The 26,397-nt window shown below is 38.1% G+C and carries 23 protein-coding genes and 1 pseudogene; 7 read left to right on the forward strand and 17 right to left on the reverse strand.

Translation table 11 applies throughout. The features are described from left to right. From PTI45_RS24365 to PTI45_RS01565, 5 genes are all read right to left on the reverse strand, one after another. A partial coding sequence (locus PTI45_RS24365; RefSeq protein WP_069325787.1) for a hypothetical protein occupies nucleotides 1-221 on the reverse strand: 221 nt, incomplete at its 3' end. A gap of 96 nt (nucleotides 222-317) precedes the next feature. Then, entirely contained in the window at nucleotides 318-749 is a 432-nt protein-coding gene (locus tag PTI45_RS01550; protein ID WP_069325788.1) for a hypothetical protein, read from the reverse strand. A 71-nt stretch (nucleotides 750-820) separates the two neighbouring features. Continuing rightward, nucleotides 821-1,468 carry a hypothetical protein gene (locus PTI45_RS01555; RefSeq protein WP_069325789.1) on the reverse strand — a complete coding sequence of 216 codons (648 nt, stop codon included), beginning with the start codon at nucleotides 1,466-1,468 and terminating at the stop codon, nucleotides 821-823. Nucleotides 1,469-1,564: 96 nt separating this feature from the next. Next, nucleotides 1,565-2,074 (reverse strand): hypothetical protein, encoded by a 510-nt coding sequence (locus PTI45_RS01560; protein ID WP_069325790.1) that lies wholly within the window; start codon nucleotides 2,072-2,074, stop codon nucleotides 1,565-1,567. Between the two features lie 236 nt (nucleotides 2,075-2,310). Beyond that, a complete protein-coding gene (locus PTI45_RS01565; RefSeq protein ID WP_069325791.1) occupies nucleotides 2,311-3,537 on the reverse strand; it encodes a Zn-dependent hydrolase in 1,227 nt (408 codons plus the stop codon). A gap of 356 nt (nucleotides 3,538-3,893) precedes the next feature. Here PTI45_RS01565 and udk point away from each other — a divergent pair, with 356 nt between their 5' ends. The 3 genes from udk (at nucleotide 3,894) to PTI45_RS01580 (ending at nucleotide 5,236) form a co-directional block, all read left to right on the forward strand. After that, entirely contained in the window at nucleotides 3,894-4,529 is a 636-nt protein-coding gene (udk, locus tag PTI45_RS01570; RefSeq protein ID WP_069325792.1) for a uridine kinase, read from the forward strand. 166 nt (nucleotides 4,530-4,695) lie between these two features. Next, the gene (locus tag PTI45_RS01575; RefSeq protein ID WP_069325793.1) at nucleotides 4,696-4,947 is read left to right on the forward strand and encodes a hypothetical protein; all 252 of its coding nucleotides are present in this window, start codon (nucleotides 4,696-4,698) and stop codon (nucleotides 4,945-4,947) included. Between the two features lie 7 nt (nucleotides 4,948-4,954). Continuing rightward, nucleotides 4,955-5,236, forward strand: coding sequence for a hypothetical protein (locus PTI45_RS01580; RefSeq protein WP_069325794.1), 282 nt, complete (start codon nucleotides 4,955-4,957; stop codon nucleotides 5,234-5,236). An 88-nt stretch (nucleotides 5,237-5,324) separates the two neighbouring features. On the opposite strand, the gene PTI45_RS01585 is transcribed toward PTI45_RS01580, so the two are convergent. After that, nucleotides 5,325-5,894, reverse strand: coding sequence for a helix-turn-helix domain-containing protein (locus PTI45_RS01585; protein WP_069325795.1), 570 nt, complete (start codon nucleotides 5,892-5,894; stop codon nucleotides 5,325-5,327). 189 nt (nucleotides 5,895-6,083) lie between these two features. Here PTI45_RS01585 and PTI45_RS01590 point away from each other — a divergent pair, with 189 nt between their 5' ends. Both PTI45_RS01590 and PTI45_RS01595 read left to right on the forward strand, forming a co-directional pair. Continuing rightward, nucleotides 6,084-6,776, forward strand: a complete 693-nt coding sequence (locus PTI45_RS01590) for an AzlC family ABC transporter permease (RefSeq protein ID WP_069325796.1) — start codon at nucleotides 6,084-6,086, stop codon at nucleotides 6,774-6,776. Continuing rightward, entirely contained in the window at nucleotides 6,769-7,089 is a 321-nt protein-coding gene (locus PTI45_RS01595; RefSeq protein ID WP_069325797.1) for an AzlD domain-containing protein, read from the forward strand. Before PTI45_RS01590 ends, PTI45_RS01595 begins: the two co-directional genes overlap by 8 nt. Nucleotides 7,090-7,110: 21 nt before the next feature. On the opposite strand, the gene PTI45_RS01600 is transcribed toward PTI45_RS01595, so the two are convergent. From PTI45_RS01600 to PTI45_RS01615, 4 genes are all read right to left on the reverse strand, one after another. Beyond that, nucleotides 7,111-8,655, reverse strand: coding sequence for a polysaccharide lyase domain-containing protein (locus PTI45_RS01600; RefSeq protein ID WP_083243289.1), 1,545 nt, complete (start codon nucleotides 8,653-8,655; stop codon nucleotides 7,111-7,113). 175 nt (nucleotides 8,656-8,830) lie between these two features. Further along, complete coding sequence (locus PTI45_RS01605) at nucleotides 8,831-10,222, reverse strand: MATE family efflux transporter (RefSeq protein WP_069325798.1); 1,392 nt, start codon at nucleotides 10,220-10,222, stop codon at nucleotides 8,831-8,833. A 257-nt stretch (nucleotides 10,223-10,479) separates the two neighbouring features. After that, nucleotides 10,480-13,011: a LamG-like jellyroll fold domain-containing protein gene (locus PTI45_RS01610; protein WP_069325799.1), complete on the reverse strand. Its 2,532-nt coding sequence runs from the start codon at nucleotides 13,009-13,011 to the stop codon at nucleotides 10,480-10,482. An 87-nt stretch (nucleotides 13,012-13,098) separates the two neighbouring features. Further along, nucleotides 13,099-16,839, reverse strand: coding sequence for an alpha-L-arabinofuranosidase C-terminal domain-containing protein (locus tag PTI45_RS01615; protein WP_069325800.1), 3,741 nt, complete (start codon nucleotides 16,837-16,839; stop codon nucleotides 13,099-13,101). 226 nt (nucleotides 16,840-17,065) lie between these two features. Here PTI45_RS01615 and PTI45_RS01620 point away from each other — a divergent pair, with 226 nt between their 5' ends. After that, nucleotides 17,066-17,329 carry an AbrB/MazE/SpoVT family DNA-binding domain-containing protein gene (locus PTI45_RS01620; protein ID WP_069325801.1) on the forward strand — a complete coding sequence of 88 codons (264 nt, stop codon included), beginning with the start codon at nucleotides 17,066-17,068 and terminating at the stop codon, nucleotides 17,327-17,329. After that, the gene (locus PTI45_RS01625) at nucleotides 17,329-17,721 is read left to right on the forward strand and encodes a type II toxin-antitoxin system death-on-curing family toxin (protein WP_069325802.1); all 393 of its coding nucleotides are present in this window, start codon (nucleotides 17,329-17,331) and stop codon (nucleotides 17,719-17,721) included. The genes PTI45_RS01620 and PTI45_RS01625 overlap by 1 nt, the downstream gene beginning before the upstream one ends. A 154-nt stretch (nucleotides 17,722-17,875) precedes the next feature. Here PTI45_RS01625 and PTI45_RS01630 read toward each other — a convergent pair whose 3' ends face one another. The 7 genes and pseudogenes from PTI45_RS01630 to PTI45_RS01660 all read right to left on the reverse strand — a co-directional run bounded on the left by PTI45_RS01630 (nucleotide 17,876) and on the right by PTI45_RS01660 (nucleotide 26,303). Further along, complete coding sequence (locus PTI45_RS01630; RefSeq protein ID WP_069325803.1) at nucleotides 17,876-18,787, reverse strand: Abi family protein; 912 nt, start codon at nucleotides 18,785-18,787, stop codon at nucleotides 17,876-17,878. A 221-nt stretch (nucleotides 18,788-19,008) separates the two neighbouring features. Further along, on the reverse strand, nucleotides 19,009-21,795 hold the full coding sequence (locus PTI45_RS01635; protein WP_069325804.1) for a glycoside hydrolase family 3 C-terminal domain-containing protein: 2,787 nt from the start codon (nucleotides 21,793-21,795) through the stop codon (nucleotides 19,009-19,011). Between the two features lie 162 nt (nucleotides 21,796-21,957). Then, a complete protein-coding gene (locus tag PTI45_RS01640) occupies nucleotides 21,958-22,749 on the reverse strand; it encodes a carbohydrate-binding protein (protein ID WP_069325805.1) in 792 nt (263 codons plus the stop codon). Between the two features lie 219 nt (nucleotides 22,750-22,968). Beyond that, nucleotides 22,969-23,223: a type II toxin-antitoxin system death-on-curing family toxin gene (locus PTI45_RS24430; RefSeq protein ID WP_342672103.1), complete on the reverse strand. Its 255-nt coding sequence runs from the start codon at nucleotides 23,221-23,223 to the stop codon at nucleotides 22,969-22,971. Between the two features lie 106 nt (nucleotides 23,224-23,329). Next, a complete protein-coding gene (locus PTI45_RS01650; RefSeq protein ID WP_069325806.1) occupies nucleotides 23,330-23,650 on the reverse strand; it encodes an AbrB/MazE/SpoVT family DNA-binding domain-containing protein in 321 nt (106 codons plus the stop codon). A gap of 141 nt (nucleotides 23,651-23,791) precedes the next feature. Continuing rightward, a pseudogene (locus PTI45_RS01655) lies at nucleotides 23,792-24,952 on the reverse strand (cobalamin-independent methionine synthase II family protein). Between the two features lie 613 nt (nucleotides 24,953-25,565). Beyond that, nucleotides 25,566-26,303: a hypothetical protein gene (locus PTI45_RS01660; protein WP_069325807.1), complete on the reverse strand. Its 738-nt coding sequence runs from the start codon at nucleotides 26,301-26,303 to the stop codon at nucleotides 25,566-25,568. Nucleotides 26,304-26,397 lie beyond the last annotated feature (94 nt).

A 26,397-nucleotide genomic window follows, 5' to 3' on the forward strand; every position in this document is an offset into this window, starting at 1 on the left:
TACTCTATAAATTGTACTAATAATGTAAATAAAGTTTTTGCCGCGTGTAAGTTAAGATCTTGTAGTTTAATTATGATATTATACTGACCCTCAGCATATTTAATAGAAAAGTCTGTGATATTATCCTGTCTTTCAAGTAAGTCCCTTGTCTCTGACCAAATTCCTATCTCATATTCAGTATCTAGATTTTTGGATAATTCTAATAAGTTATCTTTATTCATTCTATCACCTTTTCAATAACGTAATGGATACCTCAAATGTTTATTTTAAGGAGTGAACTTCAATTTTTCTCTAAGGTTGTAACATCGAAATATCTATTATTTTATTTGCTTTTTCAACTCTTCTATATCATCAGTCATCCATTGTTTAGCATCTACTTCTCCCATCACTTTTTTTGAAGCCTTTGTAATTGATTTTTTTAAAGAAATAATCTCTGTATCTAACGATGCAATCACTTCCAAGCCAATTTGTTTTCTTCTTATAAAATTTAATGTGATATGTGAGCTATCTTTTTTTACTCCATGCACATAGAACGGACCATCCATAAAATCAAAATTTTGTGATGTTCCAACAGACGAAGTTTCAAGTAATTTTATAGATTTATTCCACCATGTCAAAATAACTATAATAAAATCATTCCAATGGCAATCAGGGAAAAATGTATCTCCTATTTGAAAATAAACTCCACCCGTAATTGATTTGTGACTGCTAAGTTCAAGTGTATATTCTTCAATGACTACACCTACCAATTTGCACCCTCCTACTTTATAACAAGATATGATGTTTTAATCGTTTATAATTTTGTTACGTTTTACTATTTTTATTGAGAAAAAATCGAATCAGCACTTCCTTCATATGTATTCATTTTAAATGATTGGATAGGAACACCTAACTCACTAGTGGTTGTTAAAATATACTCATTTATATGATCTGTATTTTTCAGACGTGCCCAAGCCCAATCACCTGTACCTAAAGAATAGCCATAAGAAGGCTCCATTTTAATTGGAATATCAATATACTTTTCTTGTTTTGTAGCTAACTCTTTAACATATAACTGTTGGCGTACATTTTTTTGTCCTCTATTAATAATTTTCAGACGATAATCATATTTCCCATCTGTTGTAGACTTAATAGGATCTTTATTTACAGAGTCACGAAACCATTCTTTATCGACCACACCCTCTTGATTCATGGAGGAGCAACCCAGTAAGAATAACGAGAAAACAAGAGCTACAGCACAACCTGCAATCCCTATATTTTGTTTTTTTGTTTTTATCAAATAAAAGATAGATAGAGAGATCAGAATAATGGAGAAAATGCCGACAGAAAATAATGTGTATCTAGCTACGATATCCATGGAACTTTGAAAATTAGCTGTTGAACCTACTACTAACCATAGAAGCGATAATACATTTATGGTTATAGCTATTATCCAGATTCCTTTAAATACAACTGTAAGTATTCTCAATGTGTGCTCCTATTCTAATTTGTTATTTAATATAGAAAATTTATGTACTCTTTATATACGTTATATATTAAACAAATTCTTTTTTTATTATTTTGATCAGTTAGAAATAATTAAAACCTTTCCAGATACCATTAATTTCAATGTATTATTATCTTTCTTAAATTCTAATTCTTGAGATAGTCGCTTTACTTTTTCGTTTAATATCGTTATATCAGGCATTTCGTATAAAATAAGTTCAAATGTTTGAATATATTCTGTATCTGGATCAAGTGTCATCTGAATTTCTTTAATTTTAGGAACTTCTATTTTATTTTTATAACTAGCTTTTACAAATATATTCTCTTTATAGACTTTTTTTGCCAAGTTCATTTGCAATACGACACTCAATAATCTGTAATCAGGCTCTACGCTCCAAAAAAGTTCTACAAACTCTAGAATAGTATCTTCAATTGAGCCTTCATTGATTCGATTTTCAGCTATGATATAAGGATTATCTCCCATCCATACATCCATATCCTCTACAGTTTCAATAATATTTCCAGGTTGAAAAGGTTTTTTATCTAAAAACCCCCATTTTTTTTGATACATGTTTTTATTTTTTTCCATAATATCCCCCTATTTTCAAAGCTATTCTACTGAACAATATATCCTATAGCTAGATCATATACTATGTATTAAGTGATACAGTTCTCTCCCACTATCTTAATCTTATCCTACATATTTGAATACATTTAACATTTTTCTATATTTATTGTTAGATGATCAGTTGAATATTATAAAAAAACCACCTAACGATATTCATCGAAAGGCGGTACGTATTATTTATAAAGATAGAATCCCACTCAACTTTCCAACATCCCTAATACCGTATCCAACAACACATTAATCCCTTTCTCACAATCTTCATACGAAGTCAGTTCTTCCTCACAGTGACTTTTTCCATTCACACTAGGTACAAATACCATCGCAGATGGTAAAAAATGAGCAACAAATTGGGCATCGTGTCCGGCTCCGCTTGCCATTTTTTTATAAGAATATCCCAATGCCTGTACCGAAGTTTCCAACTTTTCGCAAATGGTGAGATCGAACCAGACGGTATCGCGTCCCCATAATAGTGTGCTCTTTACTTCACAATCTCCTTGCATCGCAGGTAACCTTTGGATGATATGCTCCACTTCACGTACAATCTCTTCATTCTTGTGTCTAGCTTCTAATGTAAAAGTCACTTTATTGGGAATGACCGTATGAATATTTGGAAATACATTCGCTCGTCCCATCGTATACACTAACTCCGAATCCAACGTACTTAATTGCGTGCGCAACATCGTCACTAGATCATTCATAGCAAAAAAAGCATCTTTCCTCATATCCATAGGGGTCGTGCCAGCATGATCCGATTCACCCATGACTTCAATCTCGTAACAGACCATACCGACCACACAATCGACTAATCCAATCTGTAATTCTTCTCGTTCTAATACAGGTCCTTGCTCAATATGTAATTCTAAATAAGCTGTAGCTTCTTGAATTCGGTGACTGACTTCTCCAGCATAACCGCTTTGAGCTAATGCATCGCCAAATGTAATGCCGTCGCTATCTTTTTTGTTTAACATATCGGCTTTGGCAAATTTCCCAGATAATACACCAGAAGCCATCATCGAAGGTTCAAAACGTGCACCTTCTTCGTTCGTAAAATTCACGATAGTAATCGGAATACGCGGCTTAATTCCATGATCGACTAGAGTACGGACAATTTCTAGCCCGGCGATGACACCTAATATACCATCAAAGCGACCTCCTTTTTTTACAGTATCCATATGAGAACCTATGACAATCGGAGGTACATCTTCTACACCTGCTAGTGTTGCATACATACATCCCATATCATCCACAACAACCGTCATTCCTAATGATTCACAACAGGAGCGAAAATATCCACGTACAGCGATATCCTGTTCACTCAATGCCAATCGTGTCACACCATTATTGTCTGTGCGTCCAAAATCGGCAAAGTGTTCGATCGTTTCTGCTAACCTCTGACCATTAATAAATAGTTTTTGTTGTTGCATCTCGATCTCTCCATTCTGTTAGGCGTTATTTGAGTGACACTTATATTTTAAATGCATATTAAAAATTAGTTCATATTTCTCCATACTAAATAAAATAAATAAGATCATCTATCTTACATCTTACCGTAATTTGAAGAAAAGTCATTTGACATTGTGTCATATTTTATCTAATTTCAAAGTTACTTTATGCTACATTTTGGTTTGAATACTTCCTTTTGTCTATTTTCCTTTACACACCGTTAATATCATCATGGATTTGTCACTGTATTTTGATGAAATATAATGAAAAAACGTTGCTGCTATGCTACAATATTAGAATTGTATTGGGAACATTTAGGGAGGGTAAAGTAATCACTATGCTGATTATTGGTATTGCCGGAGGAACCGGATCAGGAAAAACAACTGTTGCTCGTTCAGTGATTGAACGTCTTGGCACAGACAAAGTCACTTTTATATCTCAGGATAATTATTATAAAGAGCACTCCCGACTGACTGCGGAAGAACGCCGATTGATTAATTATGATCATCCGTTTGCCTTTGATAATGAACTAATGATCGAACATCTCAATTTACTCAAACAAGGACAGGCGGCTTTTGCTCCTGTATACGATTTTACAACCGACTCACGATTTGTGGATCAGACGCTCGAATTGCATCCCAATCATATTGCGATTGTGGAAGGGTTACATGTATTATCTGATGAGAAATTGCGTGCAGAACTCGATATCAAAGTATTTGTCGATACCGACCCAGATGTGCGGATTTTACGTCGTGTATTGCGAGATATCGAAGAGCGTGGACGTAGTATTCAATCGATTCACCAGCAGTATTTAACAACAGTCAAACCGATGCATGAAGCTTTTATTGAACCTTCCAAAAAATATGCAGACCTGATTATTCCTGAAGGCGGACAAAATGAAGTGGGCATTCAACTGCTTTCCATTTTGACGGAAAAGTATTTAACCGGTGATCGTGCATGGGGCGAAGCGTAAATTTAACCCCCTATATATGTAGATAAAAAGAACAGGATACGAACCCTTTTATGGTGTTATTCTGCGACTGTGTTACTATAAAAGCTGTTGGATAATTAATCCAACAGCTTTATTTTTTGTATACACTTATTTTATTGATGCTATAGATAAGGAGGTAAAGACAGTAATGAACTATTCTCGGTTAATCATTGGATCTGTTTTCTTGATTGCAGGTACTCTTTTGTTTGGATTTGTACATGTAGCCGTAGCCAATATGTTTACCCATACTAGAGGACCTATTGATATGCCTGAACAATTCAATAATTTTTTAGACGTTCTTAGATTAAAAACACCTTATATTATTAGTATTATCTTCATGTGTATAGGTCTAATCTTATTGATTACTACTTTAATTCAAAGTCATTTTAGAAAGGAATAGTATAATTATGAGCAAATTAATTGTCTTTATAGGAGCTATCATGTTCATTTCAGGGACTCTATTGCTAGGCATGACACAAATCGCGGTTGCTAATTTTGTCCCTAATGTACCCGGTTGGTCTACACCACCAGGAAGATTTTTTACTGCAATGGAAGAACTTTCATTACAGACTCCTTATAGAATCAGTATATTATTTATGATTGTTGGCTTGTTATTCTTTGCAGTGGTTTTAATAAAAATCTTTAGAGAAAAGTATAATAACAAATTAAAAAGTCAGGAAGAACAATAATTCTCATATTACATATTAATAGGGTGGATTCACATAACCGATGAATCCATTTTTCTTTACTATTAGCTTTAAAATAGAACTCGCAATCTTAATGATAGGTAATCACAAAATGTAAAATAGCCATAGATTCAGATGAATTACTATACGTATGCTGACGATCAGCTTTGAAACGAATACACTCTTCTTCCACCAGATCATACTGTTCTTGATTCACTTCTACTGTAAGTTGACCTGACATTACGGTTACAAATTCAGTCACTCCAGCTTGATGCGCTTCAGATGTGTATGAACGATTGGGCTGTAAATATCCTCGATATAACTCAAATCCATTCGAGCGAAATAAAGGTTCGACTACAAAAGCATCGTCTGAACTTTTTAACTGCATCCCTGCTTGTTTGCGAATAATAGACACATCTGACTCTCCAGATAACAATGCTGCAATCGGAATATGTAAACCATCTGCAATTTTCCACATCACAGATAACGTAGGGTTCGCTTCTCCCTGTTCAATCTTAATCAATGTTAATTTACTCACTCCTATTTGCTTAGCAAAGGCTTCGATTGTGATCCCTTTAGCTGTTCGAAATTGTCGTAAGTTAATTCCGATCTGCTTACCCACTTCTTCTTCTTTTCCTTGAAATTCAGTAGTTGTATCCATAATATGCTCCTTCTATATTCAGTTCTTTCTTATTTATTCTACACGAAAGTATATTTTATTTTATAAAAAGTTAATTTTATTTTACTTTTAATTATAATCTATACTATAATCATACAAAAGTTAATTATAATATACTAATTAGTTATTACTTTATACTTTCACAAAATAGAATACAAGGAGAATTGGTATATGCTCACTAACCAGCAAACTGTTAGAACCGCTTTGCTTGAAGCTTTACCTTTAGCATTAGCGATAGCCGCTTATGGATTATCTTATGGAGTACTGGCTACACAAGCACATTGGAGTCTGTGGAGTACGATACTTATGTCTTTGCTCGTCTTTTCCGGTTCTGTGCAATTGGTGATCGTGGCTATGTTTATATCAGGGGCTGCTTTGCCAAGTATGCTGATCACTGCGGTATTGCTTAATTTGCGTAACTTGTTATATGGAGCTGCACTGGCAGATAATCTAGCACCTGCTTCTCGAAAATATCGCTGGTTATTAGCATTTGGTGTATCGGATGAATCATTTGTTCTGGGAAATATACGTTATCAGAAGTATGGAGCAGATCCTTTGTATTTTGGAGTGGTGGCAGGAACATTTTATAGTGCATGGGTTGTTGCTTCTTATATCGGTGCCTACCTTGGTGATCTTATTGATCCTGTGCGTTGGGGATTGGACTTGGCTTTTCCAATTACATTTGTAGCCTTACTTATTCCTGCTCTGACTCAAAAACCGATTATTGCTACTGCTATCACAGCGCTAGGTATGGCTAGTCTATTACATCATATGATGCCAAATAGTGAATTTAATCTTATTTTAACAGGTATTATCGCTCCATTGGTTGGACTCTATATTGCAAGGAGGTCACATCATGGCTGAACCGTGGGTTTTGATTATTGTTCTATGTATCGTGACTTTTCTGTCACGTCTGATCGGCGTCGAAATGATGGCAGGGCGAGTATTGAATCCCACCCTGCGCTTGTATTTCAACTTTGTTCCGATTGCGATCATGGTGGCGCTTATTGTAGATCAAATATTTATAACTGACAATGGATCATCTTCTATCTCATTGCCTATTCTCGGTGGCTCTATAGTAGCTGCATTAATGATTAAAGTCACCCGTTCATTTCTGCTTACTGTTGTGATCGGCATACTGGTTGGACTTGGAATACGGTACTGGCTCCATATTTAAAATGTAACTGCATTATGATTGTTATTGATCAGCACCTATAGTAATCGGCGAATGGCTTTTGCGAAGTTGTCCATCGATATCCAGTGTACCTACTATAGATGGATCAGCAATCCCTTGATGAATGGCTGGTGAGCTTTGTTGTACATGGAAATTTTGCTTCGCAGGATCTATTAATTTGGGATTAGCAAATAGTGAATGGGCATCGTTACCACTACGTTTACGATAATCTGGAAAGCCTGCATACTCTTTATTTTTCCAAATCCATGTGGCTTCTGCGCTACCATCCGGTGCATCGTACAGATTGTAATCAATAATATTGCCACTATTTTTGGTGTATTCATTGTAGATAAGCACATTGGATGCACCAGCGACCATAATATTATTTTTGATCACATTGTTGCGTGTATCGTATTGCACATACAACTGTCCGTTACCACGATTGAGGGTATCGTTCTTATACAGCGTATTGTTCATAATATGACTATTGATCGTTGAACCCCGCTCGGTATCATATCCGCCCATCGCTATGCCTGTAAGTCGATTGCTGAAAATAATATTGCTACGCACTGTAATATTGTCGGTTGATTTGCCGGCATGTTCTGAAGCGATCTCAATCCCAATATCGTTGTTATACACTTTATTTTGTTCGATCACGGTATCTTTGCCACCATCCACATAGATAGCCCCTGCCGAGTTGCTGTTATTGGGTATCTTTTTCCCGTAAAAAGGATTGCGATTAGATGAGATATTGTAGATGGTATTGCCTTTGATCACGCCTTGACGAGCAACATCGTACTTCACATTAGGCGCTATTCCTTCATATCCGATCACATCAATCCCTATATTATCGTTATCATGTAAACGATTATGACTGATCGTAAATTTCTCTACATTCCCATTGACGACTAGCGATTCGCTTGAACCCAATACGAGATTGTACAGTTCATTATGATCGATCGTAATATCATGTAGCGACTCTGGTGCTTTGTTGCCATACACTGCTATACCATGTGCATCTCGACCTGTTGCATGATTACCTGATAATGAGACCGTACTTTTAATATCATGAATTTTATTTCCTGTAATTTGAATATGACTACCTGCTCCTTGTATACTGATGCCTGTCGGTACTTCATCCGCATGAGTAGTCGTATAATTACGAATTTCTAATCCTTTGATCGTAATATAACTAGCATTTTGAATATCGATCATTCCTTGCAGTCCATCAACGGCTTGACCTGTTCCATCTAAGACTGCTTTTTCCGAAGAATAAGGAGTAAAAGTAATATTGCCTTTGCTTGCTGATCCTGAGCGAGTAATCGCTAGCTGTTGCTTATAGACACCTTCTCGCAGATAGACCGTACTGCCTGCGGGCACTGTATCTGCCGCATGTTGGAGCGTTTTCCAGGGAGAAGTGATTGTTCCTTTCTGACTATCTTTACCTGTAGGCGAGACATAATATGTGTTCGTTGCTGCTTCTGCTGAAGGTTGGCTACAAGAAATCAATAATCCGATACATAATACACAACCCAGACGAAGCAGACGATATATTTGAGACTTTTGCAATTCATACTCATCCTTTCTTGATTAAAGATCTGAACATGTCCCATTATAAACGTAATCTGATGACTGTCTAGCATTCTATTCGTAATGCCCCTATTTCACTACACTTTAAAATAACGCAAAAAAAGCCCTGACTACAGACATCTTGCATCTGCAATCAAGGCTTATTGATATTTGTCTAAATGACTCGATGTTGAAGCCATTTATTTCCTCGGAATCGTTTCATAAAGATCAATCCTCTGACGGCCCATTCACAATCCATCGCGATCCAGATCCCGAGAATACCCCAACCTAGCGTAATTCCAAGGATATAACCCAGTACAACTCGGAATAACCACATGGATAACATTGACACCAGTGAAGTAAACTTGGAATCTCCTGCTGCACGTAACGAAGAAGGAGTAATAAACGCAATCGCCCACAAAGGAACTTGAGCAATCGTATTAATTAAAAGAACTAAGAAAATATCGTCTACAATCTCTGCTGGCGGATTAAAGATCGAGATTAATGGATAGAAGAACGGGAAGATCAATAATCCCATCACGACAAATGAGAGCGACGATAAAATGAGAAATGACTTGGTAAATTTGCGAGCATCTTGGATATGTCCGCTACCAATACACTGACCAACTACTGTAATAATCGTAAGCGCTAGTGCATTGGCTGGAATCTGCATCACACCTGCTAATGAAGAACAGATCGCATTCGTAGCGATGGCATACGTTCCCATACCTACAATAAAGATCTGGGTTAAAATTTTACCCCCATTGAAAAACATTTGTTCAGCGGCAAAAGGAAGACCGATAAAGAGTACTCTTTTCAACATCGAGAACTTGATAATCAGAATCTCACGCAATTGAACTTTCAGGTTAACATCCATTTTGAACAGATAATAGATTGCACAAGCAGCGCCCAAATATCTTGCAATATTCACCGACAATGTCATTCCGAATACGCCCATATGTAACCCGTTAATAAAGACAAAATTCAACAACACATAAATTAAATTCATAATCAGCGATAACATCAATGAAGCTCGTGTACTACCTACCCCACGTAATGCTCCACATACGGCTTCCACGATCGCTATGCCCAGAAAAGAAGTACAACTTCCGATTAAATACGTTCGTGCTAGATTCATCACATCCGCTTCAGCCGATCCAAAAAGGATATTCAAAATCGGTGCATGAAAAATAATCCCGAATAAAGCTACGGCTATCGCCAGTAAAGAGACCGAAGAAACGGCTCCTGCACTCGCTTCAGAGACTCCACGCTCATCTTCGCGTCCTTTGTACTGAGCAACAACTACGGTTCCGCCTGTCGCAACAGCAATAAATACACTCAGTAGAAAAATATTGATCGAATCGATCATATTGACAGCACTGACTGCGGCTACACCTGCTGAACTGATCATTGCGGTATTGATTAAGTTCAATCCCATAATAAAAATCTGATCGATCAAAATCGGTACAAACAGCGCAATCATCTGACGATAATGAATCGTTGATCCTGAAAAGTACTTATCCAGTAGTCGATGACTTCGCTTAAACTTAAGTTCAAATGGTTGCATCATAGTTCACTTCTTTTACATTAGAATGGGCATACCTGAGGAATAGACCGACATTAGTGTATCAAACGGGCTTTATTACAAGATAATTAGAAAAAAATAGTATAAAAAAAGCTCTTCAGGTCAAAAGCAACTGAAGAGCATGATTGATAGTGTCAATATAATAAGCTTGTTGTCCAAGCTCATGTTCGTCGATTGCGTACATGAATATATCATTCTTTACATGAAAGAACAATACTTTGGCGCAATCTTGGATGTTTTTATGATTTCGCTAATTGAGAAAGCTGAGCAGGCGTTAGACTGCCTTTGTAAATACGTAACTCATCCATCTGCCCTTTAAAAGGAGTATCCCAGTAGTTCACACCTAGACCGAAGCTAGCGTTACCACCTGTAAAAATATCCGGGAAGTTCGTCCCGCTAAACTGCTGGACGCCATTCACATAGATCGTTAAGCTACCTTCATCGACAGAGAAAGCCAGATGCGTCCATTGATTCGCTGGAATCGTCACGCCTGTCACTCCGTCATACCACGCTGTGCCCGACCAGACCATCGCCTTGTCTGCGGTCGCACCACGCGGAATTAAGCTTACCCAGTGATCGGTATCTTTCGCTCCGAAAAAGGCAGGTGAATAGGTTGTCAATTGATCTGGCTTCACCCATACCGCAACCGAATACGAATTGTTAGAGATCAATCCTTGTGGCAAACGAATACCAGATGTCCCGTTGAAAACAGCCGATTGTCCACTGACTCCAGTACCATACGTAATCGTTCCTACTGTAGAGTCTAAGCGATCTCCAGTCACTGTTCCTTGTCCAAATGTTGCTGTTGTATCTTTTAAATTATGTTCAAAACTATATTGCGCTGTTAATGTAGCTTCTACAAAAGGTTGTACGGTTACCTGAAATACTTTGGTTTGTTTGATGTTACCTTTGCTAATAGAAGCAGTCAGTGTAACATTTGCTGGTGCTTGTCCTGCTTGCGGACGAGTAACTACACCTGTATTACTAACAACTGCTGGATTGGAACTTGTCCAGACTACCGATGTGCCACGACTTGCTACAGTCGGCAATTGTACATTGCTGATTACATTGGATACATCACCTAGACTTAGATCACTATACACATCTGCGACCACTTGCTTATCCGATTCCTCAACGAGACGACTACCCCAACCCATTGTTCCATTGGTCGATAAGGCTGTGAATGTCATATTATACTGCTTGGTCACTGGATTCCAATCTTTCACAAATACACCTGTATACTTCACACCATCAATCGTGAGTATAGCATCTGCTGTACCTTTTTTCTGCCATGTTCCTTGCAGTTCGCCCGAGATCGTACGATCTTTGTTGAGACGAATATATTGTGTATTTTTGATCGCCGCAGAAGAATCATTCCCATGATCGATAAATTGATAATCGCCTACAACCATCTCTTCACTTACTTTAGCTAACGTCTCACCTGCATACCGATAAGGAGATACAACAGGCCACCCTTCTTTATTGATATACATCTGGTGAATACGAAGTTCATGCTCTTCACCTCTCGCTGGGAAGCGAGTATGGAAGACAAGGAATGTCTGCCCTGTTTTATCATCGGTGTAGACCGAGTTGTGACCTGGAGAAACATAGCCGAAGTTTTCTCCATACCCGGGATCGCCTACTTTGCTATCCCATAAATAATTACCGATTAGCTTATTACCATAGGTCACATTAGACGTTTGCGCAGGCCATGTGGCTTGTTGCCCTTTCGCATCTTGATAGGGACCATCTGGCTTGGTCGCGCGGAAGACACGCATATTATATCCACCATTTGCAGCCAATCCGCCATACGTCATATACAGATAGTAGTATCCACTTTCTTTGTTGTATTGAATATAAGGCCCTTCACCAGACTGACCGTAACCGCCAGCAACTTTGGTGCCGAAATAACGATCAATCAAGCGTCCATCTTTGGTTTGACCATCTTTGCCCGGATAGATGGGTTTGCCTGTTTTGGCATCGATTTCTAAAACAAAAATACCGCCAGACCATGAACCATAAGTCATCCATAGCTTACCTTTCGTATCCGAAAATATCGTTGGATCTATCGCATTAGGATAATTCTGATTCGCATAAGTTCCGTCTGCATTGAACCATGCTGAACTTTCACCACTTAATTTTTTCTGATTGATCAACGTCTGTATATTGGTGTTCGTCCATTTTTTATCAACTGTACTGTTGTTGTCGAATGCTTTATCTTTGGTAAATCCAGAATAGATCATTGTATCGACATACGTATAAGGTCCTTCTATTTTTTGAGATACCGCCATACCGATGGCAGAGCGAATATAGGTAGAAGATGTGCAGTAATAGATAGTATATGCACCTTTGGTGCCATCCGCATTCACATATTTAGGATTCCAGATCACATCTGGCGCCCAGACCGAGAATCCGCCTTTGCTATCTGCATCATTTTCACCTGCCCATTTGAATGAACCGGCTAGATTTTTGGAAAGATCGCCATAGATCGTATTTCCCGGAGTAGTGTAACCGTTTGCAAATGAAGTCCAATTCATTAGGTCTTGTGATTTAGCAGCCGAAATATGGGAACCGAATACATAGAACGTTCCACCTGCTTTGATAATCGAAGGATCATGTACCGATACATTGGAAAATGTAGGGCTGGTGACGGCTTGCTTCAACTCATATTCTTCTGCATGAGATGTAGCTCCTCCAAAACCAATCGCAGGAATCGTTAATGAGATCATCAATGTCAGTGCAGTTGCTTTTTGAATCCAACTTTTATTCATTACTTGTGCCCCTTCCACATAATAAAGATGAGAGCGGACTATAGTCATCCGCTCTTTGTGACTAAAATAAAAAGAGAAATTGAATAATTACGACTGTATATCCAACACCAGCACATTCACAGAATTTGCAGACAATGGAACGACTAACGATTGATCCTCGATCTGTAGCTGTTGTTCTTGAGGTACCACTTTTTCGTCGTTCTTTTTGTTTACATTGGGAACATGTACAAGTTCAGCATCACCAGTTAATGTGATGAATTGGGCTGTTGGTGAGACGTTTAATGCTTGCAGGTTGATGCGTGTAGCTTTGTCAGCATCATCGGCATTTACTAATTTGATATAGATATGCTTCTCGTCTTTGGTAACGGAGTGGAATACTTCACGGTTGTAGGCTTCTAGCTTGTAATCGTGTACTTTACTTGTTGTCTGACCGTCTGTATAGAAGCAAATTAAGCGATTGCCTGTATCCCCACCATAATTAACTGTAATCGTATACGGTGTATGGTTAGTGATCGGTTCATAGCTAGCTGCTCTTAGATTACCTGCTGCTGTACTGGTCGAATAATCACCTAATGTATAGCTTTCTACGCCTTGCTTATGCACTTTAACACCTGTGGCTTGACCGCCATAACCAATCGCATACTCGATCACATCTTTGTTCTCCGCAGAGATATCAGTCAGACCTGCACCAATGTAAAATCCATCTGTACCGGATACTCTAGAAGCCACCACCTCCACTGTGTAATCTGTCCACTCTTCATTGATAATATAAAGACCATTAAGCCCACTTGCTTGTGCTTTCAAAATTAATCCTTGTGCTGGATCGATCGTGTAGCCTACAGAACCCGGAATGTCTTGCCAGATCGGTTGTAACTCTTGTGTGAAATCTTGTTCCAGCAGTACAGAATGATCTTTATTCGATATCACTTTGACACGGCTAACGATCATCTCAGCATTTCCAGTCGCAATCTCGATCCCACCACGCGGAATCCATTCGATCGCTTTTCCATTTTTATAAGTTGAAAAGGAAGTTCCCAGTACTTTCGTTCCCAGATATTTCGCATACAAATGCTGTACATAATAGTTCGGAGTGAACCAGACACTTTCATCATCGAACCAGATACAATCCGGTGTCCAGCGGTATGTTCCATCGGTTAATACTTTGTTAAATAGTGGTGCATAAGCGGCTAGACGAACCACATCTGCATTATTTTCAAAACCAGTGATCACGGCGGCTTCGGCTACAGCGCCTGCAAGTGTGTTTTTATCGGTAGATGCATATTCACCGACAAATACTTTGGACGATTGTTGCCAGTCGATACTGCCATCTGGATGATATGCTCGATAATAATAGTTGTACCGATCTGCATTACTCAGTAAATATTCATTGGAACGGTAATAATGCTCATCGGCAATCGTATCCATATAATTGGATTGATCTTTATACCATGTGACGGTTTCTTCGGTTACTTTCTCCCCATCGGCAAAAGCCACTTCTGCTGACCCTTCCATATTGCCACTCAAAAATTTCCAGCCTTGTTGGTAGGCATCATCATCTGCTTGCGCTCCAACGGTTGAGATAATATGCAGTTCATGATTCGGATAATGCTTATCCATGTACTGATCAATCGCGACCTTAAACACTTCAAAGTTAACAAAAAACTCTACACCCCAGTTTTCATTACCAACGCCTAGATAACGAAGATCGAATGGTGCTTCATGTCCCATATGGCGACGCATGGCTGCCCATTCATTATTTTCAAAATCCATACTAATCGCAAAGTCGATCAGATCGGTAAAGTTCTTAATAAAGTAATCCCGTAATTCCCCACCTGCTGGATGCGCATAATCGGAGCGTGCCTGACACAATACACCACATGCCATTACTGGAAGAGGAACTGCATTCAAGTCTTCAGCTAATTGGAAATATTCCATATAACCCAGACCCATCGTCATCATATAGCCCCAGACGTTAAAATTTTCTTTGCGTAATTCGATATCGCCGATCGAGTCTTTCCAGTCGTATACATTTTCCCAGATAAACGAACCTTCTGAGATACAACCACCCGGAAAACGTAAAAACTTGGGATGCATTTCAACCAGTGCATTGACTAGGTCTTTACGCAAACGATAATTCGCATTGCCTGTATAGTTAGCATGAGCAGAAGACGATGAGACTTCTTCTGTCGCTCCCCATACATCACGCGGCATTAACGACACCATATCAATAGAGATGTCTCCGTCAAATGTAAGTGCTAACTGTCCAAGTGTAGTCGCTGTCCCTGTTAATACGATCGGAGCATGCACTCCATATTTGCTCCATGTATTGTTGCCTTCGATCGGTATCGTGATCGGTTCACTAATACTGTCATGTTCAGCAGATTGTAGTTGGATCGTGATACTGCCTGCTGATTGGGCTTTCGCCCAGATTGTAAAATCATACTGCGCTCCTGTACGAATATACATTGCACAGTTATGGTTGGTGTCGCCAAACCCGCGATTATAAATCGTTGCTTCATCAGCCACAGTCACATAATAAGAGTTCACTTCTGGATCTTGTACACCAAAGTGTTCATTTAACCCCCCGCTGGATTGTGGAGTCATCTGTTCCGTATCTCCAAACCATGCAAATAACGGTTCACGGTTACGTCCAGTCGAACATCCACATTCACCAGAAGCATGAGAATAAGTATCAAAAGCGAACGATTCAAAAGAACGGTTTTGCACCAATTCCGCATAGATTCCGCCATCAGCGGCGTTATTAATATCTTCATAAAATAAGCCGTACATCACCTCGCTCACATCCACCACTTCCTGATCGCCATGAATCGTCAGCGTATAAGGTGGTAGATGCGCAGGCAGAACAGAAACGTTATAACTTTTGGCTAAAGTCGTTTCTCCTCTCGTTAATACTGCCGTCAATGTTACTGCTTGCGGCTCTGTCACTTCTCCTATTTGCCCATTATTAGATAACCATTTCGGTTGATCCGAATGCCAAGACACATTCACACGTCCACCCATAAGTTCCTGTGGTAGTGAGATATCTTTGGTAATAATCGTTGTGGGAAAAGACAAATATTTATCTCGTGCTAGTCCAATAATTTCTTCATCGGTTAACGAATCGCACATCACTTCTATAATCTCATCGGCAGATAATCCTGCTGCATAGACACGGAAATCAGATAACGAACCGACAAAATCATCATCCGCAACAAACTGAGAACGTCCGATATAATTCGCATGTTTGGTGGTCTGTTCTGCGAATACTTGGAAAAAGTGACGTAGGCGTGCATAGTTACCGCTAGACGTCTGGCTAATTGATCCATCGGCAAGTACTTCACCGTTTACATAGACAACAGGTCCAGCGCTACTGAGCGTTCCGCCTTCTGTTCCTTTGACAGATAAAGCCACATGCATCCATTCGTCTCGTACAAATCCTTTACCAGGATCTATCGCTAGATCGCCATCCGCTGTCAGTGTTCCACGCATCTGACGCGTCATAAATAAAGACGGACTACCTTCTCCATTACCAAAATCAAAAAGGCGCTCCCATATACTTACACCCATGCCCAAATTCACCCATGTTGTAACTGTTATTCCATTGTTATCGCTTACATTTTGAAGTGCATCAACAGGAAGCTGGATAAATGAACTACCATTTCGTCCACCTGCAAACGTAACTGCATGTCTACCAAAAACTTCAGAGATTACAGGTTTGGTCGTGCCTGCAACGATCCCATCATTTCCTTTGCCAGAAGAATCTTGCTCAATATGTTCGGTGTTATCAAACTTATAATGTACAATCAGCTGATCTTGTAGTTGAGTCATGATTATTCTCCTATCGTCAATCTATAGTTAATATAAATATTAATAAATTAATATAATTGCATATTATATAGCCATATTACTCTACTATGGCTATACTTTTCAATGCCTAATTTTGAAATTGGTGGAAAATAGGTAGAAAAAGATAGGATTTATCAGTTAACAAACACTTTCCTATAATGTATAATTGTTATAACAGTATAATTATTTTACGGAAGGAATTGAGGATATGAGTAAAGCATTACACTTAGAACGCAAAGTTTCTAAGTTCGGCAACAGCTTAGGACTAACTATGACAGAAGCTTTTAAGCAAATTGGATTAGAAGCAGGAGATAAAGTAGAAGTGAGTATTAAAGAGAATAGCGAGGAAATTGTGATCAAAAAAGTTAAAAAAGTAGATTTACCCGCTGGAATAAGCCCTGATTTTTTAGATACCCTTTCCCAAGTCATGGGCCAATACGATACCACTCTCAAAGAATTGAAAGATAGGTAATGGATGCTATTCGTTATCTTTCTGTAGCAGAAGTTGTCGCGATCCATATCGCAGTTATCCAAAAGTATAGTCCAGAGGAACAAATTGGTATTAAAAGTAATCTTCTTTTAGAATCTGCTCTTCTTGCTCAATCTTCAGCCTTCAAAGAAAAATCATATCCTTCTATTTTTGAAAAAGCTGCTGCTCTATTTCAATCTCTTGGAGAAAATCATGCTTTTCAACACGCGAATAAAAGAACAGCTTTTACAGCGCTCGTTATTTTTCTACGTTATAATGGCTACTATTTTAAAATGGAACCCAAACAAGCTACAGATTTTGCGGTAGATATGGTTAATCGTATGTATACTTTTGAAAAAATTGTTGAGACGATTGCAGATCATTCGTTTTCTTAAATCTCTATATGCCTATACTTTATAGTATTTAATTTCTGAATTTGTAGAAAAACAAAATACGAGCCAACCGCTTCATTCTTATTGCGGTTGGCTCGTATTTGTTTATATCAGTATATAAAGATTATTTTAATTTATAAAAAGAAATAGATACAATTTAAATAATATCTGTTGGAGTCGATAATAAATGTTGCTTCCAATTCAGAGGGAACCCTATAATTTTTAAATCAATATCCTGAGCGTATTTATTGATTAAAAGTTCTAAATCGGTTACCCATGCATCCCAAAACTGCTGATCTTTAACCAAATATTTTGTAGAAAAGATGATGGCAAATAACTTTTTAGGATGTATATTCAGCTGTTGAGCATTAATTGAAAGATCTACAGCTTTAAGAAAGGTATAATAAAGTCTACTAAAATGAGCGCATTTATTTCGTAATACAGATAATACATGAAGCCAATTTTCTAATAAATCTGGTGTTTTTAAGTTGAACTCTCTAGCAATAATACGTTTATCATTAGGAAATAAATTAGAATACAAAATAGATATAGAAGAGAATGTCAATACTTCAACAGCTACCCATACTGGAAATTGACTACTATAATTTTTACGATGATGTTTAATGAATATCTCATTGCTTCTTTTTAAATTCTTGTCCCAATCGTTTTTAAAATCTTCAAATTTAATTCGCCCATCTTTTTTATCAAATGCAAAATTATCCTCCTTTTGATAACAAAGAGAATCAGTTGGATATTTCATAGCTAGAAAATAAGACAAACTAGCTCGCATTTGGATTTCTATGTGTTCGCATAATTTCAATAAATGCACTCGTAGTTCAGAATCAAAGTTATATAGATTCACAATCGTTTCAAAACGTGTACCGATATGATATGTAAATTGTCTTGTTCTAAATGGTAATAAATAACCTGTAAAACGGTAGTAACTAATTCGTTTTAATACTTCTTTAGCATAGACACGATCATCCACAATAAGATCACGAGATTCTAATAATTGGATCTGCTTATCAATAGATATCGCAGGTTTTAGAGGCGGAACATTAGAATTCATCATAAAGCCCCCATATAATAAAATGGCCCACCCTTTTTTGCATCAAACTAAAATAAACTAGTTTGCTAGGCCGGGTGGGAACTGTTAGCTTTATCTTATCATTCTTATTATATTTTTTCAATCATGTGGGTATAGTCATCAAAAAATAGTATGACATAACAAAAAGCCACTAGTCTACATACAACTAGTGGCTTTCTTCCTTTTGAAATTAAAAGAAATCATTACACTTTTCTTAATTCTAAATGCTTCACTTCAATCCCTGGCTTCACAAATTCAAACTTCAATTCATATACTCCAGCTTCTAATTCCACCTTAACTAGCTTCTGTGTGACCCATTTACCTTCTGTACCATTGGTCTGGATCGTGGTGACCAGCTGATCATTAAACGTTAAGTTACAAGCACTTTGCGCCAGATCATTATCAGGTGACATGACATAAGCGAACAATCGGTACATTCCGCTTTCTTTGACTTCGATAAATGTAGATTCATCGGTATCCAGTGGAATCGGTTGGTTAGGTGTTACTTTTTGTGCCTGTTCTGCGGATAAGCCTGCATTGCCTTTAAATAGATCAATACTTTCAACAAAGGCTTCTTTACGGGCAAACACAGGCGCTTGCATAATAAATTCACAAATATTAATCGCACAACGTTGTAACTCGCCTACGGTTAAAGATCCATTCGCTAATGATTCGATCGTGTTATCGCCCCAAGCGTTCGTCTCTGCTCCATAGTTAGGCACAACCATATACAGATCATTTTGCGCACGTACCATAGCGTTCATGTTTTTGCGATCAGCAGGACCGGCTTCTGCCGTATCATTCATAATCGCCCACCAGTCGGTCATCACGATACCGTTAAAGCCCCATTCACCACGTAGAATCGTTGTATTTAGATCATAATTGGAAGCCGCCCAATGGCTGTTAATCGGATTGTATGAAGTCATGACCGAGTTCGCTCCACCTTGCTTCACAGCAATCTCGAATCCTTTTAAATAAATCTGGCGCAGCGCACGTTCAGAGACGACAGCATCGACTTTACTACGATGTTTCTCCTGATTATTACAAGCAAAATGCTTCAGTGTCGCATTCGAACCGCCTTTCATAATTCCACGGGTACAAGCCGCTGCAAATACACCTGAGATCAACGGATCTTCTGAAAAATACTCAAAGTTACGTCCATTTAATGGACTACGACGAATATTAAGTCCCGGTCCAAGTAAAGCATCAATATGGTTAATCAGCATTTCCTGACCTTCCATCATATACAATTCTTCAACCAGTTCACTATTCCATGTTGCCGCAAGCAGTGTTCCAATCGACACCTGTGTAGATTGCTCTCCGCTATCCATACGAATCCCAGACGGGCCATCTGCTGTACATGCGACTGGAATACCATAGCCAAATAGATTGTCACTCACGCCGCCAAAAGCAGATGCTGTCCCTGATGTTACCAGAGGACTACTCATCCCTTCTCCGCGGACTAGAGCAGCCAAGTCTTCATTATTCAATTGAGCAACAAATTCTTCGATACTGACTTTGCCATCGGCTACATCTTTCAGCTTATGTCCTTTATCTCCTGTCTGCGCTAGGGTTTCAGGAAGGTTTTGCTGAATGCGTTCTTTGAGCGAAATCTGGCGTGTTGGAGCTTCGACAGAACTCAGTTCATACGTGCCATCCTCTTTGCGAGTGCCCGGTTTGACCCGATTAAAGCTTTCAACAGGAGCCATCGCTTCTGCACATTGCTCCACCACATGCAACTGTTCCAGTACATAACCACTTTGTCCATTTACCTGTACAGGTTGTACCTTTTTCACACTGGTTCCTACATGGAAAATATACGTACCACTTTCTAGAACATAAGCAGAACGATGCCCTGTTACTCCGCTATCATCGTAGGAAGCCAAAGAAGACATAGAGAACGTAATCGTTAATGTTTCTGCTTCTTCCGGTTGTAACAGCTTCGTTTTGCCGAACCCTGCTAACACTTTGACAGGTTGACCCAGTTCTCCTTGAGGTGCTTCTACATAGACTTGTACCACTTCTTTACCTGCAAATGTAGAACCGCTATTCTGCACATTGACCGTGAACTCAATATGTTCTTCTCCGTCTTTGGAGATCACTTTAGCTTCTTGAGCGTCGATCGTAAAGTCTGTATAAGATATGCCGTATCCAAATTCAAACTGTACTTTCTCCGGGCAAAACGTTTCAAAATAGCGATAACCTACATAAATATCTTCTTCATATACACTTTTAAATTCATTACCATAATTACGTGTAGATGGGTAATCTGCAATCGAATAAGCAATGGTATCGGTTAGCTTACCACTAGGTGTCACTTCACCGACAAGCACATCTGCAATCGCGTTACCGCCTTCCATTCCGCCATGCCATGCGTAGATGACACTGCTAATCGGGTGTATGTATCCTGTATCATTAATCCAGCTCATATCTACAATATTGGATACATTCAAGATCACAACCGTCTGGTCAAAATGAGCAGTTACATGTTGCAACATGGATTGTTCCTCAATCGTTAACTTATAACTTCCTGGCTCATCTGCATTATCCTGATCTTCACCAGCAGTACGCCCGATGATCATAATCGCTTTGTCCGAATGTTTGCGTGCTTCGGCGACCAATTCATCGGTTAACGGCATTTCTTTCTGGAACCAAGGCTCTGCTGCCCAGCCACCACCACCATTATCAAACGGATTTTCTTCGATCCACTTTTCATAGACAGATGCTAATTGTTCGTTGACTGTAATATCTGCTTTACTGCGTAATCCATCTAATAGATTAGTCGTATACGCTACATGTACACTACCACCAGAACCTGTACCACTGCGATAATAATTGACCTGCGTCCGACCAAATATTGAAACGCTTTCTTTTTTCTGAATTGGAAGAACCTGACCGTCATTTTTCAATAATACTGCACCTTCAGCAGCTACTTTACGACTAAATTCTGCAAATCCTTTCAATGGAACGCCTATCGTTGATGTACTCAAATGTATCGCCTCCTGATTAGTTGATCTATCTATATTATGTACTTCATCTTGTGCAAAAGCAAAACGTAGAGCAAGTGTACATAATGAAAAAAAACTAACTTTGCTGACTAAAATTAGTTCTTTACGATAAGTGGAACATGATATCAAAAAATCACATCGATCTCAAGCTTCCCGACCATATATTTCAAACTGTGTCAAAGCTGGAAAAGGAGAAGGATCATCAGATTGGATTAACTCGCTCAATGTAACCCATTCTACTGCTTTTTCTTGGATCGAAATGATTTGCGGTTGATGCGTCTTCACCAGAATCACTTGCTCTGAACTTCCATCCGAATACGTCAACGTCACTCGCTCCCAATAATTATCATGCGGAAAGTCTGCCCGTAACGTCAACACTACCTGATCAATCCATACGTTACGCCCAAAATGAATCGTAATCGCCGCATCGGGACGCTGATTAATTCCCCAAGATTCGTAAGGCCATTCTCCATGCGAATGATTGGCACGATTACCATTGATTGCATTCCGCGCTGCAAAAACAGCTTCCCCACGCGTCTCTACATTTGCTGAAGCATGTGGGTAGCAGACGTTATTAGTATGTTGATCGTACGGGTTGTAAGCTACGTTGCGATGAGCCTGAATCTCTTCCTTCGTTGCTAGACGTACAGTCAACAGATGCATCTCGCCTGTAAAAGACTTCGGTGAGTAGGAAGATCTTTTTTCAGCAAAAGGTATTGAGTATGGGTATTCTTCACCTGTCATATAGATAAAAGCTTCACCCATCGAGTCTTCCAGTTGGATCATGAGATATGTATTGGGTTTGGAGCATTTGAGGACAATGATATCTTCGGGTTGGTACGCTTGGGTGTACACGAGATGTACTTGGTTGGTGTCGGTATGAGAAGCTAAGACTTTGCCAGTGGCGCTTTGGATTTCAAGCGATAGGTTGGTCATGGGCTTTGGCTCCGTTCTATTGGTTTATTTATAGTACTTTAAAAGGTTATCGAAAGCATTTTCAACGACAGAGCTGATGTACTAATAATTAGAGAAAACGCTATCATAATTAAACCGAAATATCTATACTAGGTCGAGATACATTTGTTTTATATTTATTTTCACATTTTCAATAGAATACTATTTGGATGCAGAGTACTTACGAAGTATCTCTACAATTTATTCAAAAGAAGTATTCCCTGTAGCAATATCCACAATAAATTCAACAGCAAATACACGTTCCATTCTCAAATGGTAACCATTAATCATCAAAAAAGACTTCACCACTAAATAAGCTGTACGTTTATTTCCGTTATGAAAACAATAGTTTTTAACAAGAGATTCTAACAACGCCGCCGCTTTATCAAACAAGCTAGGATACGCATCTTCACCAAATAAGCTCTGCATCGGTCTATGTATAGCAGACAGAATCAAGCAAGGTATGATCCTTGATTCCTGCCTAATCTACACATCATTCATTTGTCGCATCATATAATAATGAGCAGCAATCACTTCTTCTTTGGTTAAAAATAGCGTCATATTATCTGTCCTTCAAATCATCAAATATCGCACGATCTTCCTCAAATACATCATAAAATGCTTCTAACACTTCAAGTCGAATATTTTTAGGAAGCTCTATCTGACGAGCCTTTCTTAATATAATCTCACCATCATTTTCAACAAATTCAATCTCATCACCTTGAGAAATATCCAACTTCTCAGCCAGTAACTTTGGAAAGCTAACTCCAAGACTATTACCCATCCGACCAATTTTACGAGAATATACGTTATGATCCGACTTTTTTTGATTTAGCTTTATCGTTTTGTTCACTCTAATCACCTCTATTATTTGTTTAATCATGTAAGTTATAAATGTTATAACTTTGAGTAGAAAATATCATAGTTAATAGTAAAAAGCCACCTATCAGTATCTAATAGATGGCTTCTTTATACTTTCATTCAAGAATCTAATCACATGTATATTCTTTCATCAATTGGAAAATCACTTCGCCCAATACTGCTCCGCAATCTTCTGCCCTTGATTGATTTTTTTCCATTGCTCTGCTTCGGTCAACTCATTACCACCATCGCAAGAAGCAAATCCGCATTGATGGGAAAGCAACAAACGATCTTTATCAATAATCGTAGATGCTTCATCCAACAAGCGAAGAACACGTTCTTCATCGTCTAACGTACTTGTTTTGGAGGATAGTAAGCCCAAAACAACCTCAGTGTTTGGTTTGTCTTTGAACACAGCAAGCGCTTCAAGCGAACCTGCACGCTCATCATCCCATTCCAAGAAGAAGCGATCATACTTGAGTTGCTTCAAGAACAAGTTCGCAATCTTCACATACGATCCGCCACCCATATTGCGAGAATCGTAGTTACCACGGCAGTTATGTGTCCACATTTTTAGACCCAGACTGTGACCATAGTCGATAACAGTATTGCTAATATCGATAAATTCAGTCGCCAGCGCCTGTACTTCTTCTTGGTTAATATGCTCGCCAGTATACGGAGAGTTCGGGTTATCATCTGCAAATAGTTCCCACAAGCAATCGTCGAATTGCAGGATTTTACCGCCCGCTTCTGCAAATTCTTTCACAAATTCAGTATAGGCTTTGACCAGACCTGCTTTGAGTTCTTTCGCATTTTGGTAGACCGCATCAGTACCACCGATATTATCCGACCATGATAATTCACCGAAAATATGGGATGGAGACGGTACACAAAGCTTCGTCTCACGATCGCCTGCATGATCTTTTAGCTTTTTGAATACTTCGATAAAATGATGATTTTTCCCGCCGAGTTCGCCTGTGATCCGTAGTCCGATATCTTTGCGTGTCTCGTATTTGGAATTTCCATCTGTATCGCGGAAAAAGTATCCATGATCTGCAATATAACGTTCAATTCCTTGGAAGCCCCAAACAAAGTCTAGGTGCCACATGGATTTGGAATATTCACCATCTGTAATGATCGACAGATCATTTTCGATTTCTTTTTCCACAACAGACTGGATCGCTTTCGCTTCTGTCTGCTCATATCCATCGAACTACTGATAAAACGGATAATTAATATCATCACGATGCTCGATTTGTGTTTTATATTCTAACAACTCAGCCGGTCGCAACAAGCTACCTACGATTTGAAATTTATCACTCATGTTAAAATCCCCCTTGGTGTTGTTCACGATTAATAATTATTTGTTTATTTTAACACGGGGAGACTTTCTTTACGTAAGCTGAAAAGGTATATCTGGCTATAGTTATTAGCTATAGGTGGAATTGAAAGACTCATTTGATCATCTTATTTTTCATTTGGTCTGTACCATGATAATGAATATCTATAATAAGTTTTAATGACGAGCATTATTTTCTATCTCAGAGTACAGTCTACTGATAATATATGAGGTGAAATATACTTAAAATCGTATCTTTTCTAGCTTGGTTATAGATAGATCAATCTTTTTCTTAGAAAAATTTCTATGGTCTTTGATTAAGAATAGAGGTTTATTTTTACAATAAAATAGCCAACATTCTCAGAATCATATATGAATGGGATAACCCCCTATGTAACTCATACGTAAAATCAATTTGCGAGATTTTCTTCATCCGCATTAGTAATGTAAATTTCTTTCTGAACGGATATTTTCTCTATTCCCCTAACGATTGCAAAAAGTATACTCTTCGCTACTTTATCAACTAAAGAAATTTGTAAGCTTCGTACCTTTTAACTTGTAGCTCATTTTATTCATATTCTTAAAAATAAAAGCTGCTCTATGATTGAGCAGCTTCCAAGCTTTTACTATAAAATTTAAAAAGTTCTAGCATCTTTTTCTTATGATCCTTTTCTTTATTTATTTCTCGTTGAAGTATTTCTATTTCATTTTTAAATTCTTCAGACTTCATGTATTCTTCCAGCCTAGTTGCTTCTTTTAACATTTCTTTTTCGTAAAAGTATCTTATAAGTTCATTACAATCATCTTTTTTCTTAATTACTGTCTCATGAAGCCAAGTATCTTTATAAATAAAACCGTTCTCTCTAATATCTCTAATCATTTCGCTATACTGATATCGGATCTTCCAGTTTATGGTTTCTAATCTTCCATACTTTTGGTGAAATAAATGAGTAGGGACATTAATATAATTCTTGAATTGATTTTCCATATATTCTACAGAAGTACCTCTTATAGCAGCTGCCTCTGATTTGGTCATTGCTTGGTTTGAATCATATTCAAAAGGCCCAACCACATGACCAATTTCATAACGAGATAAAAGAAAAGGCTCATGCCCTATTACGCGTACAACAATGAATTCATTTGCTATCAAGCTATCTTTTATTGAACTCTTATCATCTGCAAAAGTAAAAATTCCATTTTTATAAAGATAAATATTACAAGGATAAATATAATTATTAATAGTTGTAAATTTAGAATAATCAATCATTAAATTCCATTTTTTTCTTATTTTTAATTCAAAGGTTACTTTATTGTCGAACACATCTAATTTTACCATTCAATCCTCCTAAATTATTTACTGATTTGAATATATTAGAATCATGAAAGAAAAAATAGCATTTATTTGGGATAATTCAGTACAGATTGCATAT

Origin of the sequence: Paenibacillus nuruki (assembly GCF_001721045.1) — a bacterium.
GTDB classification, from domain to species: Bacteria; Bacillota; Bacilli; order Paenibacillales; family Paenibacillaceae; genus Saccharibacillus; species Saccharibacillus nuruki.